Raw genomic sequence first — 15,942 nt, 5'->3', positions numbered from 1 at the left:
TGAAAAAGATATCATTATAATTTTTTGAAATCTTTTTCTTTCGTAACTACTTGAAAAATGGTTACCGCTTCAAACTAAAATGTCCCATAAATGTTCTTCCGTCCTGAAGCATAACCTTGAACCAGTAATCGTCTGATCTCATGCGGTCTCCGTTGAAGGTTCCGTCCCACCCATTGGAGGTCGTGGCTATCTGCTTTAACAGTTTACCATAACGGTCGAAGATGTATATGCTGCTGTTGGGCTGGAACTGTGCGTTGACCCCTTTGATTTGCCAGTAATCATTGTACCCGTCGTTGTTGGGTGTAAAAAACTTGGGGTAGCCTATAACGGATATGTCAATGGAAGCGGTACCGCATCCCTTTTTGTCCCTTACGAAGAGGGTATGTATGCCAGCCTTTACCCGCTCAAAGAACGGTTCGTCCTGATAGGGCCCGAACTCGTCGTCCATTGCAAACTCGTAATCGCCCAGTCCCAGGTTGTTCTCGTTGATGGTAATGGTATTGTTGTCCGAAAGGTCCACAACGGTAATATCCTCCTGTGTAATGGTAGCCAGTTCGGAGGCATTGACAAAGACCTCCCTTGATCTGAAACAACCAGTACCATCTGTTTTGGTCAATGTCACGGTATAGGTTCCGGGGGTCGATACGGTTAGTGTGGGGGCATTGGACAGGACGCTGCCGTCCTGGTATTGCCACAGGTAGTCGAAAACTTCGTTGGGATCTGCTTCAACGGGATCCAACACGATGGTAAAGGTGGGATCGGAAGAGCATACGATCTGTGGGGTTTCAATGGTGAAATCGGGCAGCGGGTTGACCGTCAGTTGTATATCTGTAGCTGCCGAACAGGTGTCGTTCAGTGGGTTTCTGACCTCCACCGTAATGGTCTGTGACCCCGACATTAATGGGGTGGGCAGGGTAGGGCTATCGGTGACGGTATTTCCGTTTTGGTCTATATAGCGGTAATAGATCTCCATAGTAGATTGTGTGCCCAAAATAATACCTGTAAAGCTTGAGGTATCAAAAGGGTACACACCGTCATCATCTATATCTCCAGCATCGCCGTCACAGACAGGAGAAACTGTTACTGGATTTGCGACTGGCTGTACATCCACGATGAACTCCAGTGAGGTTTCATGAAAGCAAGCGCCATCGGGATCACTAGTGTTGTTATTGGTTAGCCGTATTGTGATGGTCTGGCTGTCCATTAAAAGTGTATTGGGCAGCGGGCTGGTTACGTCGTTGCCACTAAAATCCTTTAAGGGGTTTCCGGTGTTGTCAAAATACGTTATGGATACATCATTATAGGATTGCCCCCCCAGTACGGTAGTTTCCAGGGTAGAGACATCAAAAGGGTAGGCTCCGTCAAAATCGTCGTCGCATTGCCTGTCGATACTTACGGGGTTGGCATAGGGCAGGGCTTCCACAATGAGCAGCCCCGGGAATTCTTCTAGTCCTAGACAGTTGTTGTTGAGGTCGCTTTTAACGCGTACCCAGATGTCCTGACTGTTGGGGGAATTTATATTTTGGTGGTTCGTCAGGTCGGTTATTTCATTGATCTCCAGCTCGGCATCGGATTGGGTTTCATAAAGGTGTGCGGAGGCATTGAACGTTGAAAAAACAACATTCTCTATGTGGTCTTTAAAACCAGACAGGTCGAAGGTCGAGATCCCGTCCCTGGGATCCATACCATCATCGCACTGATGTATCGGGTTCGGGTTATAAAGGGCCAAGGCGCCACTGTAGGGGTTCACTTCGAGTGTAAGGGGCACGACTCTGTAACAGTTATTGGGGTTTTCAACCCGTATGTAAACGATTTCAGGGACGAAGCCGGGCGCATCAAGATAGGCTCCGGGATTGGTTATGGCAGTGCCGTTGTTTTCTGCTTCGTTTAGGTCTTCGTAATAGGTGAATTGAAGTCCCTCTGTAGTATGGTTTGGGTTGATCTCGCTTTTGATACTGTCCAGGGTCAGGTTAAAAAGGGCCTGGCCGTCATTGGAAACATCGTCGCATTGCGAATAGGTGCTGGGATTGTTAACTACAGGAAGTTCGAGTACTTCAATTTGAACTGCGGTACCGGCATAGCAATCGCCATACTGGTTGTTGGTGACCCGTACGTATATGGTTTGTCCGCCGGAAACCGTATTTTCAAACGATGATGGATTGGGGATGGGGCTGTTATAGGTGTCATCGGAATAATATGAGATGTTAAAACCATTTGGATCCTGTCCGTTTAGGATATCGGTTTCCCTTTGGGTTATATCAAATACCACGAGGCCATCGGTATCTGTACCTACGGAGGTATTGTCACATTCCTGTATGGGAAGGATACTGGAGGCATCCATAGGGACGGGTGTTTCGTAAACTTCCAGGTCAAAACTGGAAATGGCATAACAAGATGGGTTCAGGTTGTTTTCAACCCGTGCAAAAATAGTGGTGCTTCCGCTTTCAAAAGGGCTTGTTAGTGGTGCATTGCCGGATTCGGCCAAGGGTTGTGAGGTGTGGTAGGTTATGGTTACCTCATTGGAATCGTTTATATAGCTTTTTTGTGATGCTAAATTAAAAAACATCAATCCGTTGTTGTCATCATCACATAACTGCATCACTGGAGCAGTATTGGCATAGGTTCTATAGTAGGAGATAGGTTCTGTAAAGAAATGACACTTTGAGTTGAGAAGGTTGTTGGCGTTGTGAGCGAATTTAAGTCTTAACTGATAAAAAGCACTTGTGCTAGGAATGGTATAATTTAAAGTATTGCCTGTTTCTCCAGTCATATCTGTCCATACGCCAGAGACTGTTGATTCTTGCCATTGCATGACAAAAGTGTTGGGGATATTTGCGGAGATACTAATAGAGGTGTCATTGGAGTCTTCAATACAATAGGTTTCATTAGTTATTATGTTATTTGTAAATGTATCTGTAAGATCTATTTGAGGACCACAGGGTCTTACTTCTATATCATCAATAGCCAGATCGTTTCCTGCTACTCCTGAGACATTATTTCTTAACATAAAGTAGATGTTTTCAGTTCCTGTAGGTACAGTAAAGATCAAACTTTTACGATGCCATCTGTTTGCTCCGACACCTTCTATAGGCCCTGTGTCTGCTTCGACAATACTGCCAATATTTTGGTCGTTTATATCTGTAAAGCCTATTATAAGTTTAATATTGGGGTCTATGAAGTAATCGGGAGCGTTTGTTTTTGCAAACCAAGCGGATAGCTCGTATTCAATATCATCGCATAAGCCATCTATTTTTTGAGCATAAAACACATTGAGGTCTTCTTTAGCATCGCAATAGTATAAATAGCCATTAGGATTGCCTGTGTGGTCTGGAAAACTATCGTTCCATCCAGCACCACCGGGAGCGGCATCTTTTGGGTCTTTCATGATACCGTATTGGTCATGTCCTACACTTCCTGAGCCAACGTAGGTATATAAACTGGCAGGTCTGTAATTGGGGTGAACATTTGCATTTGGATCTTGGTTTAAGGACGGGCCTAGACGGTTTGTGCCTGAGCCAAAGTTTTCAACAAACACAGGGTCTCCTAAGGAACATGCGGTTTGGGTGTGAGCATTTTGAGTAAAAAAAATAAAAATTATAATAAGGTTTATTACAATTTTAAAATGGTTGTTAAGGTCTAGGTCTTTCAATGGTTAAACTATTAGCGTAGCTAACAAATATATAACTATGCTTTAAGTAATCAAAGAGCCTAACGTTTTAAAGCAAAGTGTCCTCTTAAATCAAAGGCCACACCATCTTTTTTAACTTTTGCAAAGAACCAATAATCATCTGCTGGCATATTTTGACCGTTAAAAGTACCATCCCAACCGATTGAAGTATGTGGTAGGGTTTTAAGAAGTTTTCCGTAGCGATCATAAATATATACGACGGTTCCCGGAAGTTCTTCGATACCAACTATATGCCAATAATCAAAGGCACCATCGTTATTTGGGGTTACGAATTTAGGGGCATCAATAACGATAACTTCTTTACTAACATCGTTACAGCCGTTTAGGTCTCTTACCGTAACTGTGTGCAGTCCAAGCCATACATTTTCGAACACATTGGAGGTTTGGGGGTCGCCGTCATCCAGAATGTATACATAGTCTCCCATTCCACTTATATCTACGTTAATACTGTTAGGGTCGGCAAAGTCGACCGTAGTTGTAAAGTTTATAGTAGCTGCTTCAGACTCTATTAATGTGAAATCTTTTGTGTAAGCACAGTTGTCAGGGGTTGTAACGGTTACCCAATGATCTCCTAAATTGGAGAAGTCTACTTGTATTTCGGGTGTTGTGGCACCGTTGGACCATAGGTAAGTGTCACCTGTATTTCCTGTTTCAGCACTTAGGTTTTTAGGTATGTCGTTAATGCATAAAGGTTCTATGTCGTTAATTGGAATAACAGGTAAGGGGTTGATTATGATATTAAATTGCGTGATGCTGTAACATTCTGTATTATTGTGCTGTACCCTTGCATAGATCGTTTCTCCATTTACGGCTTCATGTAATGTATCCAATCTATTGGTGTCATTTTCTGCATTGTTAATATTGTTGTTATAGTAGTAAACAGAAAAATTGTTAGGGTCTTGGGAGCCTAATATGATGTGTTCGTTTTCTGTTAAGTCAAATTCTAAATATCCATCAAAGTCATCGTCACAGTCTTCTAAATTTGGAGGTGTGTTGGCTATTGGGTTTGGGTTGATTTGTAAGTTGAAAGTGGTAAACGCCAGACATCCGGTAACGGCATCTTCAATGCGCGCATAGATGGCATATGTGCCTGGTGTTGGATAGTCAAATTGTTTGTTGACATATGTACCTGTGTTGTTTTGGGCATTAGTTTGGGAGTCATGATAACTTATAATGGCATTGGTGCTGCTATGGATTAAGAAGGTGTCTATTTGACCTAAATCATAACTATTAGTTGGGTTTTCACAATCTGTAAAAGTGTTTACACTTAACAAGGTAGGGGGAAGATTAACTTGTAGTTCTAAGGGTGAAGAATGGCTGCAACCTGTATCAACTTCAGCTTTTATATAAATGGTTTTACTGGTGTTAACTGGATAATTGGTAATCTGTCCAGACGGTATTTCGGTTGTTAGGGCTTCATCTTCAAAATAGGATATGGTCACATCGCTAAATCTCACATTTTCTATATCGTACACGGCATTGGTCAGATCAATGGTCGTACTGCCATCATAATCAGTATCACACACGGGATCTATGGAAGCGGATATAATATTGGGTGTAGGAAATGTTATAAATCTAACTTCTTCAACGACAGTACAGGAGTTTGCTGTATTTTCAATTCTAACATAGAATTGTCCTTGGAGTGCTTGCGATGTATATTGGTCAGGTAACGGCGTACCTGTATTGTAATAAGCATCATTTTCAGATAAATAAAACTCAATGCTTAAATTATCTGTGCTTCCTTGTGCTATTTCTTGTCGTTTGGCTTCTAAGTCAAATGTATGGTTTCCAGCAATGGTTTGGCATACGGGAGGGAAGTCGTCGAAATCCCTGTTATAGTCAGGGTTAGAGGCGATTTCTAAAGTAAAAGAAGATGTGCTGTTACAATCTGGATCTGTTATATTTTCTACACGTACATAAATGGTTTGAGCTCCAGAACTAGAGTAAGGGCTGTATTTGTTAATAGGGGTTGTAAATGCAGCATCTTCATAGTAAAAAACTTCTTTGCTTGTCTGACCGTTTAAAATTTCAGAGTCTTTGTCGGCTAAAACAAAAGTTGTTGAAGTAACGCCCTCATCTACACACATTTGGAAAGGTGTAAGGGGTGGGATTACTGGTATGGTGTTTATAATAACATCAAAGGAAACAATATTGTAACATCCTGGAGATGCAGTGGTTTGTACTCTGACATAGATGGTTCTTGAGATCGTGTTATAGGCTTGGTCGTCGAGTGCTTCTACATTGTTGTTGGCGTTATCGAAGGATTCGAAAAAATCTATTATAAGTCCAGTGGGGTCGGATACAATTTCGGAAATTTTATCTTCTAATTTTATGGTGGCGTTGCCGGTACTGTTACAAATTACAATATTGGAAGGTTGATTTACAGACGGGGCTGGAACGATATTTATGTCAAATTCATTTACAGTATAACAGTTTGTGTTTATATTTTCTATCCGGGCATAAAAGGTATTTGAAGCGGAATCATAGTAGCGGGGTAATTGGTTTGTTCCAGAATCTGCATCGTTAGGATCTAGAAAATACCGCACACTAAAACCAGGGGTTCCTCCAGTTAAAATGGAATCCAAAGAATCGAAATCTATGGTTGTAAAACCATCATCGTCATTGTCACAATAATTTATTGGCTCTGTATTTGGAAAGGCAACAACAGGGTTTATTCTTAATAAAACTTCCGATACTTCAGAGCAACTACCATTTTCAAGATTAATGTAAAGTGTTACGTCGCTTGTTATGGTTAATGGTGATGAGGTATCTAAGGCCCCTATGTTGTTATCTCTGTTGCTTTCTGTATCATAAAAAGAAACAGTAACATTAGGAATTCCGTTAGCAATAACACTCTCTAATGGGTTTAAATAGACATCAACGCTACCGTCATTATCATCATCACAAAAAGCAAACCCTAATTCTGGTATATTTGTAGCGGTTAGTAAAAGATTGCTGTGGATTTCTATGGGTACAATAGCATAGCAGCCTGTGGTACTGTCTTCTAATCTAACATAAATGGTTTGTTCTTCTGGATTTGTGTTTTGATAGTTTGTAGGGTTTGGGATTGGGTTGGATCCAGATTCGGCATCACTTTGGCTGGTATGGTATGTAGGAGGCAAAAAGCCTGTTTCTCCATTTAAAATAGTGTTGATTGCTTGTGTAAGGTTAAAATTGGCTGTACCATCGTGATCTGCATCGCAGGCATCAATGTATTGAGTGTCCCTGACAATGCCAGTGTTACCATTGGTTATGTTTAAAACTAAAGATCCGGTTGATATACAGCTGGTAAGGGTGTTTTCTACTCTAACATATAGTGTTTCATTTGGATTAGAGTTTACATAAGGAGGAGGGATTGGGCTATTACCATTGGCAGCATCGAGAGGTGTATAGTGGTAACTCACATTAAGGTTAGCTTGTCCATTGGTGAATTCGTTATCTTTTTCCCTTAAGTCTATTTGCGTGCTGTTATCTGGAACGTTGTCGTTATCACATACATCCCAAGTTACCTGTTGGGTAATTGTTGGTGGATTATTGACTTCCAAGGAAATATTTCCAAAAATAACACAACCTTGATCGGTATCTTCTACACGGACATATATAGTGCGGGAAGCAGTTGATATAGGAGATGTTATGTTATTTGAATCGTTTCTTGAATCTGCGTCTGTATAATAATATTTAATGGTATAGTTTACTGGTAGGTTAGGAATGGCATTGATAACATCTTGGTCTTTAGTTGATAAATCAAAAACTTCTTCACCATCACCATTGTCATCGCACAATAAATAAGGTTCTATAGGGTTAGTAGTAAGCTCGCTATCTATGGTAACATTGACTTCATCTGATATGGTACAGCTAACACCATTAATGTTGATTTCAACTCGATACAGGCCACTTAATGACGTATTTAGCGTAGGGTTGGTTTCTCCTGGAATAAGTCCTCCATTTCTATACCAAGAATAAGTGGCTAATGGGTTTTGTATTTCTCCGTTAAGGGTAATATTTCCTGAGCAGCTACTAATATCTTCACCAAGTTCTAATTCGGTAAAAGTATTGGCTTCAATAAACACGGCGGTATCGAAAGAGGGATCATTGCCTTGATCGGCAACGATTAATTTTACATGGTATTGTACGTTAGGAGTTACATTACTTGCAGCGGTAAGCACAGTTGTTCTTCCGTTATAATTTGTATCTCCAAAGCTATAACCATCAAAATACGTATCGTTGGCTGCCGCACATTGGGTTAAAATCTCATCATGGATATTGTTAATTGTTACAGGTGTATTGGTTCCAGGAACGAGGGCTATGTTTTGATATGGCCCCGTGCTTGTACTTTCCCGTATTAAAAAAGCAAAACCGTCTGAGGAATTACAAGGGTAATTGGCGTAATACTCTTCGGAAGCCAATAAGTAATTAAACTGTATGTTGTCTGAAAGTGCAATAAAATCAAACTCAATAACAGTAGCATTTACAGTATTACTAACACCAAGTGCCGTTTCTATATCTGCATCTGTCCCCCAATTTAATGTACCATCACTTAAGTCGGTTGTATTTTCACCATTACCTGCCGAAGCTGCGTTTCCTGTAGAAAGTACAATACCATTATTTAAAGGAAAATTGGAGCTGCCTCTTTGAAAGGCACCAAAGCTGGAAAAGCCATCTGAGGTACCGTTAAGGGATGATGTGACATTGGAAATTTCCACACAACCATCGGCGAAATTGTTTTCTATAAGGTCTTGTGCAGGAATATTATTATCAACGGTAATTTGTTGGGATAATGTTATGTTATAACAGCAAATACATATAATCAAGATAAGACGTATTGATCTCATACTAAAAGTAGGTTTCTTTTTATTTGGTGTTTTAGGCATAAATAGCACCGTTTCAACGGATTAATTCAAGGCGAAAAGTAGGTATAATTTAGATGAAATGCAAAAAAAATCAGATGAAAAGTAGGTTTAGTGTCTTTTTTGGAAGAAAATTATAGTTTTAAGCTAAAATGATTCTTAACGATTCTTCCATCTTGCAGAGTAATTACAAACCAATAATCGTCTGAAGGTAGTTTTTCGCCATTAAAGGTGCCGTCCCAACCCTTTCCAAGAGGGTTTAGTTGCTTTAATAGTTTACCGTACCTGTTATAAATAAGAATTTTAGTGTTTGGTTGGAACATATCGGAGACACCATATATCTGCCAAGTATCATTAAAACCATCATTATTGGGAGTAAAATACTTAGGAAATCCAATAACAGAAACGGGTTCTTGTACGGTTCCACAATCATTTTTTACATCTTTTACAGAAATAGTATAAATTCCGGGAAAAACATTCTCAAAAGTAGGGTTTTCTTGAAAAGGTTTGTAAATCAAACCATTATCATCAAGTAATGCATATTCATAAATGCCTTCGCCAGAAACCGTTACAGTAATCGTATTGTTAGGGGAGATGTCAACTACTTCTATGGATTGAAAACTAGCAGTATTTGAGGCTTCAACGGTAATAGTACGTGTTTCAGAACAGTTATTGGAATTTATAACTTCTACAGTATACAAGCCGGGCATGTTTACACTTATTTGGTGGGTGCTTTCTCCTGTAGACCATGAGTAATTGTAATCGTTTATTGAACCGTTAACAACACCTGCATTTATATTAATCGTTTCTGGGTATTTATTAAGGCAATAATAAGCAATACTTTCAGTAACGATCTCTGGAAGTTTATTGACTGTTAGTTGTACTTCACTAATGCCATAACAGTTGTTTGCATTTTCAACACGGGCGTAAATAGTTTGCGAGTAGGGTGTTGTGTTTGTATAGTTTGTTCCTAAATTGTTTTGCTCGGTCAGAGCATCATGGTAAGTTTCAAAATAGGAAATATTTAAGCCATCGGGAAGTCCAGCAACTATTAAATCATCGGCTTCACTTAAATTAAAAGCATGTAATCCGTCTTCGGTACCATCGTCATCGCAAACGGCAGGGAGTTCTACATCATTGGAATCTGTAACACTTACAGATAGGGTTAATTCACAGGTATTGGAGCATCCTGTATCGTTGTTAATAACTTCAACATATAGGGTTTGTGGATTACTGGTATTGTTAAATGTAGTACTATTTGTAACTATGGTGGTCATAGATGCATCCAGATAGAATACGGTGAATAGGTTTGCGTTACCCCCAGTTAGTTCTTCATTGGCTTCATTAAGATTGAATATAGAGATGCCATCTTTTAAACCATCTTCATCGCATTGTAGTAGTGTCGTGTTAAAGGCTTCCGGATTTTTGTTAAAGCTAACGTATGCTTCTCCTTCAATTGGGCAGTCTCCATTATTACGGTCAATAAGCACTTCGTAATGCCCACTTTTAGTAACTTCAAGTTGGTATGTGTTTGCACTTAAAGTTGAGCCATCTTGTTGCCATATATAGGTAGCGCCAGTAATATCTTCGGCTTTTAAAGTATATGAATCTTCTTCGCACAGAAGCAAGCTTACAGAACTTTGGCCATTTTGGATGATATCAATTTCTATGTTAAAAAAGGATGTAATAAAAGGAGGTAAGCCTTGTGAGGATTCAAAGGGACTTAAGTTTATCGCATTGTGTATATAGTTACAGTTTGTTCCAAGTTCGTTTGGACTGTTAATAACACCAAGATAAGATGAGCCTTGTTCATAAGTGATGCTTAATGCTCGATATATTTTTCCGTCGGGACCTAATTGAAGACCGCCTCTATACAATTGTCTTTCTTCTAATGTTATTTGGCTATTTTGTATGTCTGTAGCTATTAAATCGAATTGTGTTAAGGTAGATTGATGATTTATAGGGTTATTATCGGCTGCGCTTTGAGAAAAGAAATCATTGGAAGAACTTACGTATAATAGCTGACTATTGGGAGAGAATTCGATACCATATGGAAAGGAGCTTCCGTTTCCTGAATTTATAGTAAGGGAAATATCGTTTGAGAGCTTTCCGGATGTTGGATCGAAATCATAGATAAACAAACCGTCCCTTACATTGGCACAGGCTACTTTTGATCCATCAGGTGATAATTTTAAGTAGCCCCTAGCATCTCCAATGAGTGTTTGGAATGTAGATTTTACGGATGTTGCATTAACTCCGGATTCACTAACTTCAAAAGCATGAAATGTATCATAAACATTTTCAGTTCCATCTTGAGAGGCAAATGTCATGACCCAAACAGATTTGCTTACACAATCTTTTAGAACAGCTGTTAATTTTTCGGAGCATTTTTCGAGTAAAGGTCTATTTTTAGCAGTAACGGCACCAAGGCCACCATCTGATGTGATATCAACAATAGAATAATTTAAGCCTAGATTTACATTCCTTTGGTTTCTGCTATCTACAGTAAAAATATAATAGATGTTTGGATCTTTTGGTTTTGGTACAATAATGGCAGATTGTGTACTGGAAGCATCTCCATATAAACCAGAGCCATTTTGCATTAAGCTGTGATTTTTATTCCAAACATTAGAACCATCGGTGTAAAAAAGTAAGTTGCCTAATCCATCAGAAATAGAAGCACATCCTTCATTTGTTGTTAATTGTCCATCAGTAAGTTTTGTAACGGTGTTGGCTGCCTGGTTGAAATTGATACCAGCATTATACCCAAAATACCAGTTTGCAGCCTCATTTTGGGAAAAAACAGATAGGCCAAAAAAACTAAATAGTATAACAAGAAAAGGTGTTTTCATATTTTGGAAGCCATAGCAACCAAAGATATTACAAATCCCGGTGTTTTAATAATCTATACGATAAAAAGACAAAGAGAGCTGTCCAACCCATAACAATTACAATTTCATGCCAATGTACAGCGTAGTCGTATACCAGATTTTCTTTGTCTGGGAATTTGGACATGGCTATGCGTTGAAAGGGTTGATCTATAAGTTTATGCATAGATTTTAATGGGAAGAAGTTCTGTGTTTTTTCAGCTATAACAGCATTGAATTTCCAAGTAATGAGCCCAAATGTTATCCATTCTAGAATAAATAGGATAAATAAAAATGCTAGGGCAAAAGCCGAACGTTTTGCTAATATGCCAAAGAAAAGGCATAAACTAAAAAAGCCAATGAGTTTAATGAAATAGGCGAGTAAGAACTCTGTTTCTCGAAGAATGATTGATGCTTCTGTATAACTTGAATAGTAGAGTCCAATGCATAATGAAAGTAAGCAGATTAAAAGAGTTGATACTAAAGAAAAGAAAGTAATGGTATAAAATTTAGAAAGAATAAATTCCTTTTTACTTAAGCCATCAATTAAATTTTGTTTAATGGTTTTATTGCTATATTCGTTACCAATCATACTTACAACTACTATGGCAAAAAAGAATTTAAACTGAGCAGCAAAAAAGGTTGTTAAATGCCATATGATTGGAAAATTGAAGATTCCTAATTCTCCCAATTCCAATGTAAAAAAACCAAAAACATTAATCTTCAAAGATGAAAGGAGAATGATGAAAAAAGGAAGTATAAACGAAATGAAAATAAGGATTTTACTCGTTTTATTAAGCAATAGCTTTTGTAATTCTAAGTTTAAAAGACGTAACATGTAGTTTAATTAGGTAGTTGATGGTTGTCCGTTAGTTGAAGGAATTGCTCCTCAAGGCTTTCTTTTCGTTGTGTTAAGTAGCTTAATACGATACCTTTATCAAACAGTAGCTTGTTAAGTGCCTGGGATTCCATGGGTTCATTTAAAAAGGCTCTAACGGTATTGCCTTCTATTTTAATTGTTCCAAAGGCAGGGTGTTCTTCAAGTGTTTTTGTTAGTTCATGAATGTTGTCACACTGTAGTTCAAAAAAGCCATGGCTGGAAATCATTTCATCTACCCGTCCAGAATATAGTTTCACACCTTTGCGTAATACCACAACATGTGTGCATACCTTTTCGACTTCATCGAGTAGGTGAGAGGCTAATAAAATGGTGGTGCCTTTACTGGCTATTGTTTTGATGATCTCCCGTATTTGGTGAATGCCCTGTGGATCTAATCCATTGGTAGGTTCGTCTAAAATCAGAATTTCTGGATCGTTTAATAGGGCTGAAGCTATGGCTAAACGTTGTTTCATACCCAACGAATAGGTTTTAAACTTACTATCTTTACGCTCTAAGAGTCCAACTATTTCAAGTTTTTCCTCTATTTTATCGTAAGGGACACCTTTTATTTTACAAACCAATTTTAGGTTTTGTTCAGCTGTCATATATGGATAGAAGTTTGGACGTTCAATAATGGCACCTACCTTTTTTAATGCGTCGTGAGTTGATGTTTGACCGTCGAACCAATGGAATTCACCATGTGTTTTGTTGACAACATTTAAAACGATTCCCAAAGTGGTTGATTTACCACTGCCATTGGGGCCAAGTATGCCATAAACATTACCTTTGTTAATGGTAAATGACAAATTGTTAACAGCAGTTATACGTCCAAATATTTTTGTTAGATTATTAATTGAAAGAATTGACTCCAAGATATAAAGTGTGTATTGAAACTTAAATTAATAGCATTGATTATGGTTATATGACGATGATACCTGTTTTTTGTTACAGGCATATTGATAAAAGCTTTAAATTTGACTAATTTGAATACTTATGCAAGATCTAAAAATATCTAAAAGAAAACCTTCTTATCCTATAATGGATAGATTGCACAATTATCTTACGGAGTATAACAGAAATATAAAAATCCCAATATTTTATGACGATTTATTGCGTTTCCAAGGATCGGTAGTCGTTTATGATAAAGAGGACAATGATACGCTTTGGATTCGTGTTTATTACGACGAATTTGAAAGGGAAGAGATTGATTTATCATTAAAGAAGGTGTATACTATCCTGCATTCTGATGGCAATGAGAGCACTATACCGTTTCTTAATGTAGATGCTATTGATTATTGTACGTTTGGGAATTCAAAGCCTTTTAGGATAAAGATCAGGAATATTCTAAATGATAATTACACCTATTTTTATGTAAAAACAGCAGATGCGTCACGTATTTATGGTTTGGAGTTGGAGCATATGTTATCTCCCTATAATTTAAACTTTTTGGTGTATAAAAATACCTTAATAGAAGAGCATATTACAGGTATTCCTGGGGATGAATTTATAAAGAATATGTTGCCTAAATGCAGTAAACCTGAAAAATCGCAGATAGCCAAAGAGTTTGTTAAGTTTAATGAACGCTGTATGATCCGGCTTTTGGGTGATATGCGTTCGTATAATTATGTAATTGTCCCAACACACGATTTTGACCATGTGGTGTATAAAATACGTGCTATTGATTTCGATCAACAATCATACGAGGGCAAATTCAATATTTATAGACCCCAGTTTTTCAAAGAAAATTTAAAAATGGTAGAGTTGGTGGCAGAAAGCATACAAAAGCTATCTATAGACCAATATAAAATAGAGGAACGCTCTATACTTGTAAAACGTTTAAAAAGTTTTCACGGCAGGATAGATAAATTGTTGAATTGTATGGTTTCCGATTCTATTTCTAAAAAGGAACATGTTGATTTGCTGAAGTCGAAAATTTTCGAATACACTCAAGATGTTAAGTTTAAGCGTTGTAAGGGTATGGGAGAAATCTTAAAAAGGTCTTTAGAGTATTTAACCCGTAATTATGAGAATGTAAAGATTAAAAACTTATGAATTAAGTTGTCTTAATTCCAGTTTTCATCAAAATCTAAAGTATCATAATCGTCAATATCCATACCGTCGTCAAATTCATCAAAATGGTCTTCAGTTTCATCTGCTTGAAATGATTTTTCTGGGGCTACATCTGGAATTTGCCCATGAACAAACATAAGGTTAGGGTAGTCGATACCATGAGTTTCTTCAACAATTTCTGCTAATTCAACATAAAAAGTCCACATGCTCAAAAAATCGTATACATATATGAGCTTTGTTTGCTTTTCATGAACGGTATCGCTAAGACTGGTTTCGTTCATTAAACGCGCAGAGTTATCGTCACTTAAATCGAATAGCGAAATTTCTTCACCTTGGTTCCATTGGTCATCACTAAGATAGAATGAAGCCATTTCGGTGCCATCAAAACCAAAGGATTGTGTAATTATATTATGTAAATCTTCAAGCGTGTCTGTGTCCCGAATTTCTAAATCCCTAAACACATCATCTTCAGTATTGTTATCCAAAATAACTCTAAATCTATAGATCATGGTGAAATAATTATGCTGCAAAGGTATACTTTTTAGGTTATTTGCTAAAACGTTGCAGTGTAAATGTCATAGCTGTTAGCAATAAAAATGCACCTATTTGATGCGCAATGCCTAACCAAAGTGGTACGGCATAAATTATAGTGAATACCCCTAATAAAAATTGAAGTAAAACCAAAATAATTAAAGCCATAACTCCTTTGTTTTGAGGAGGGGTAAGTGACATGTTTCTGGATTTAAACCAAATAGCCAAAACAGATATAACTACAGCATAAGCTATTATTCTATGTATAAATTGAATGCCACTAGGGTTTTCTATAAAGTTTTTATAAAAAGGATCTAAGATATAAACCGTTTCATGCATAAACTTGTTTTCGTTCATGAGCGGCCAATGGTTATGTAATAGACCGGCTTTTAAGCCGGCAACAAATGCACCATATATTATTTGAACGATAAGTATAATGTAACTTACTATTATCAGATTCCTAAATTTGATGTTTATTTGTTTTTTGTTAGGGTATAGTATATCTAGGGCAACCCAAAGGGTAGCAGCAAATGTTAAAAACGCTGTTGTTAAATGGGCGGCCAATCTAAAGTGGCTTACATCGGGCATATCTACCAATCCACTTTTAACCATATACCAACCTAAAAAGCCTTGAAAGCCCCCTAGAGCTAACAAAACCAAGCATTTCTTGATGGTTTTTTGTGTTAACTGTTTGGTAGTTAAAAAGTATAGAAAAGGGATAATAAATACTAAACCAATAAGCCTCCCTATTAAACGATGTAACCATTCCCAAAAATAAATGCCCTTAAAGTCTTCTAAGGTAAAGTGATAATGTAGTTTTTGGTATTCTGGAAATTGTTGGTAGAGTTCGAAAGCTTCTTGCCACTCAGTTTCATTTAGGGGGGGAATGGTTCCTGTTATTAATTTGTAGTTGGAGATTGATAAGCCAGAATCTGTAAGCCGTGTGATGCCCCCAATGACTACCATTATGAAAATTAATAGGCAACCGGTAAGTAACCAGTAAACCACCTTTTTGTTGTCTTTTGTTTTTGCCACGAATTCACAAATATTAATTTTTCT

General features: G+C 37.8%; 8 protein-coding genes. 1 reads left to right on the top strand and 7 read right to left on the bottom strand.

Features of this window, described 5'->3' with window-relative positions:
* Positions 1 to 61 precede the first annotated feature (61 nt).
* The 5 genes from ABD792_RS12615 to ABD792_RS12595 form a co-directional block, all read right to left on the bottom strand.
* Positions 62 to 3,649 carry a T9SS type B sorting domain-containing protein gene (locus ABD792_RS12615; protein ID WP_345006567.1) on the bottom strand — a complete coding sequence of 1,196 codons (3,588 nt, stop codon included), beginning with the start codon at positions 3,647 to 3,649 and terminating at the stop codon, positions 62 to 64.
* Positions 3,650 to 3,708: 59 nt separating this feature from the next.
* Complete coding sequence (locus ABD792_RS12610) at positions 3,709 to 8,520, bottom strand: choice-of-anchor L domain-containing protein (protein ID WP_345006565.1); 4,812 nt, start codon at positions 8,518 to 8,520, stop codon at positions 3,709 to 3,711.
* A gap of 149 nt (positions 8,521 to 8,669) precedes the next feature.
* Positions 8,670 to 11,387, bottom strand: a complete 2,718-nt coding sequence (locus tag ABD792_RS12605; protein WP_345006561.1) for a T9SS type B sorting domain-containing protein — start codon at positions 11,385 to 11,387, stop codon at positions 8,670 to 8,672.
* 28 nt (positions 11,388 to 11,415) lie between these two features.
* Positions 11,416 to 12,240: an ABC transporter permease subunit gene (locus tag ABD792_RS12600; protein WP_345006559.1), complete on the bottom strand. Its 825-nt coding sequence runs from the start codon at positions 12,238 to 12,240 to the stop codon at positions 11,416 to 11,418.
* Between the two features lie 5 nt (positions 12,241 to 12,245).
* Entirely contained in the window at positions 12,246 to 13,154 is a 909-nt protein-coding gene (locus ABD792_RS12595; RefSeq protein WP_345006557.1) for an ABC transporter ATP-binding protein, read from the bottom strand.
* A gap of 121 nt (positions 13,155 to 13,275) precedes the next feature.
* On the opposite strand from ABD792_RS12595, the gene ABD792_RS12590 reads away from it, so the two are divergent.
* Entirely contained in the window at positions 13,276 to 14,334 is a 1,059-nt protein-coding gene (locus ABD792_RS12590; protein WP_345006555.1) for a hypothetical protein, read from the top strand.
* Between the two features lie 11 nt (positions 14,335 to 14,345).
* Here the strand turns inward: ABD792_RS12590 and ABD792_RS12585 are convergent, their stop codons facing one another.
* Complete coding sequence (locus ABD792_RS12585) at positions 14,346 to 14,861, bottom strand: IS1096 element passenger TnpR family protein (RefSeq protein ID WP_345006553.1); 516 nt, start codon at positions 14,859 to 14,861, stop codon at positions 14,346 to 14,348.
* A gap of 37 nt (positions 14,862 to 14,898) precedes the next feature.
* Complete coding sequence (locus tag ABD792_RS12580) at positions 14,899 to 15,918, bottom strand: COX15/CtaA family protein (RefSeq protein ID WP_345006551.1); 1,020 nt, start codon at positions 15,916 to 15,918, stop codon at positions 14,899 to 14,901.
* Between the last annotated feature and the right edge of the window lie 24 nt (positions 15,919 to 15,942).

Source organism: Snuella lapsa (assembly GCF_039539345.1).
Lineage (GTDB): Bacteria > Bacteroidota > Bacteroidia > Flavobacteriales > Flavobacteriaceae > Snuella > Snuella lapsa.
Note: the sequence above shows the minus strand (reverse complement) of the source record. Positions and strands in the feature narration are given on the sequence as shown.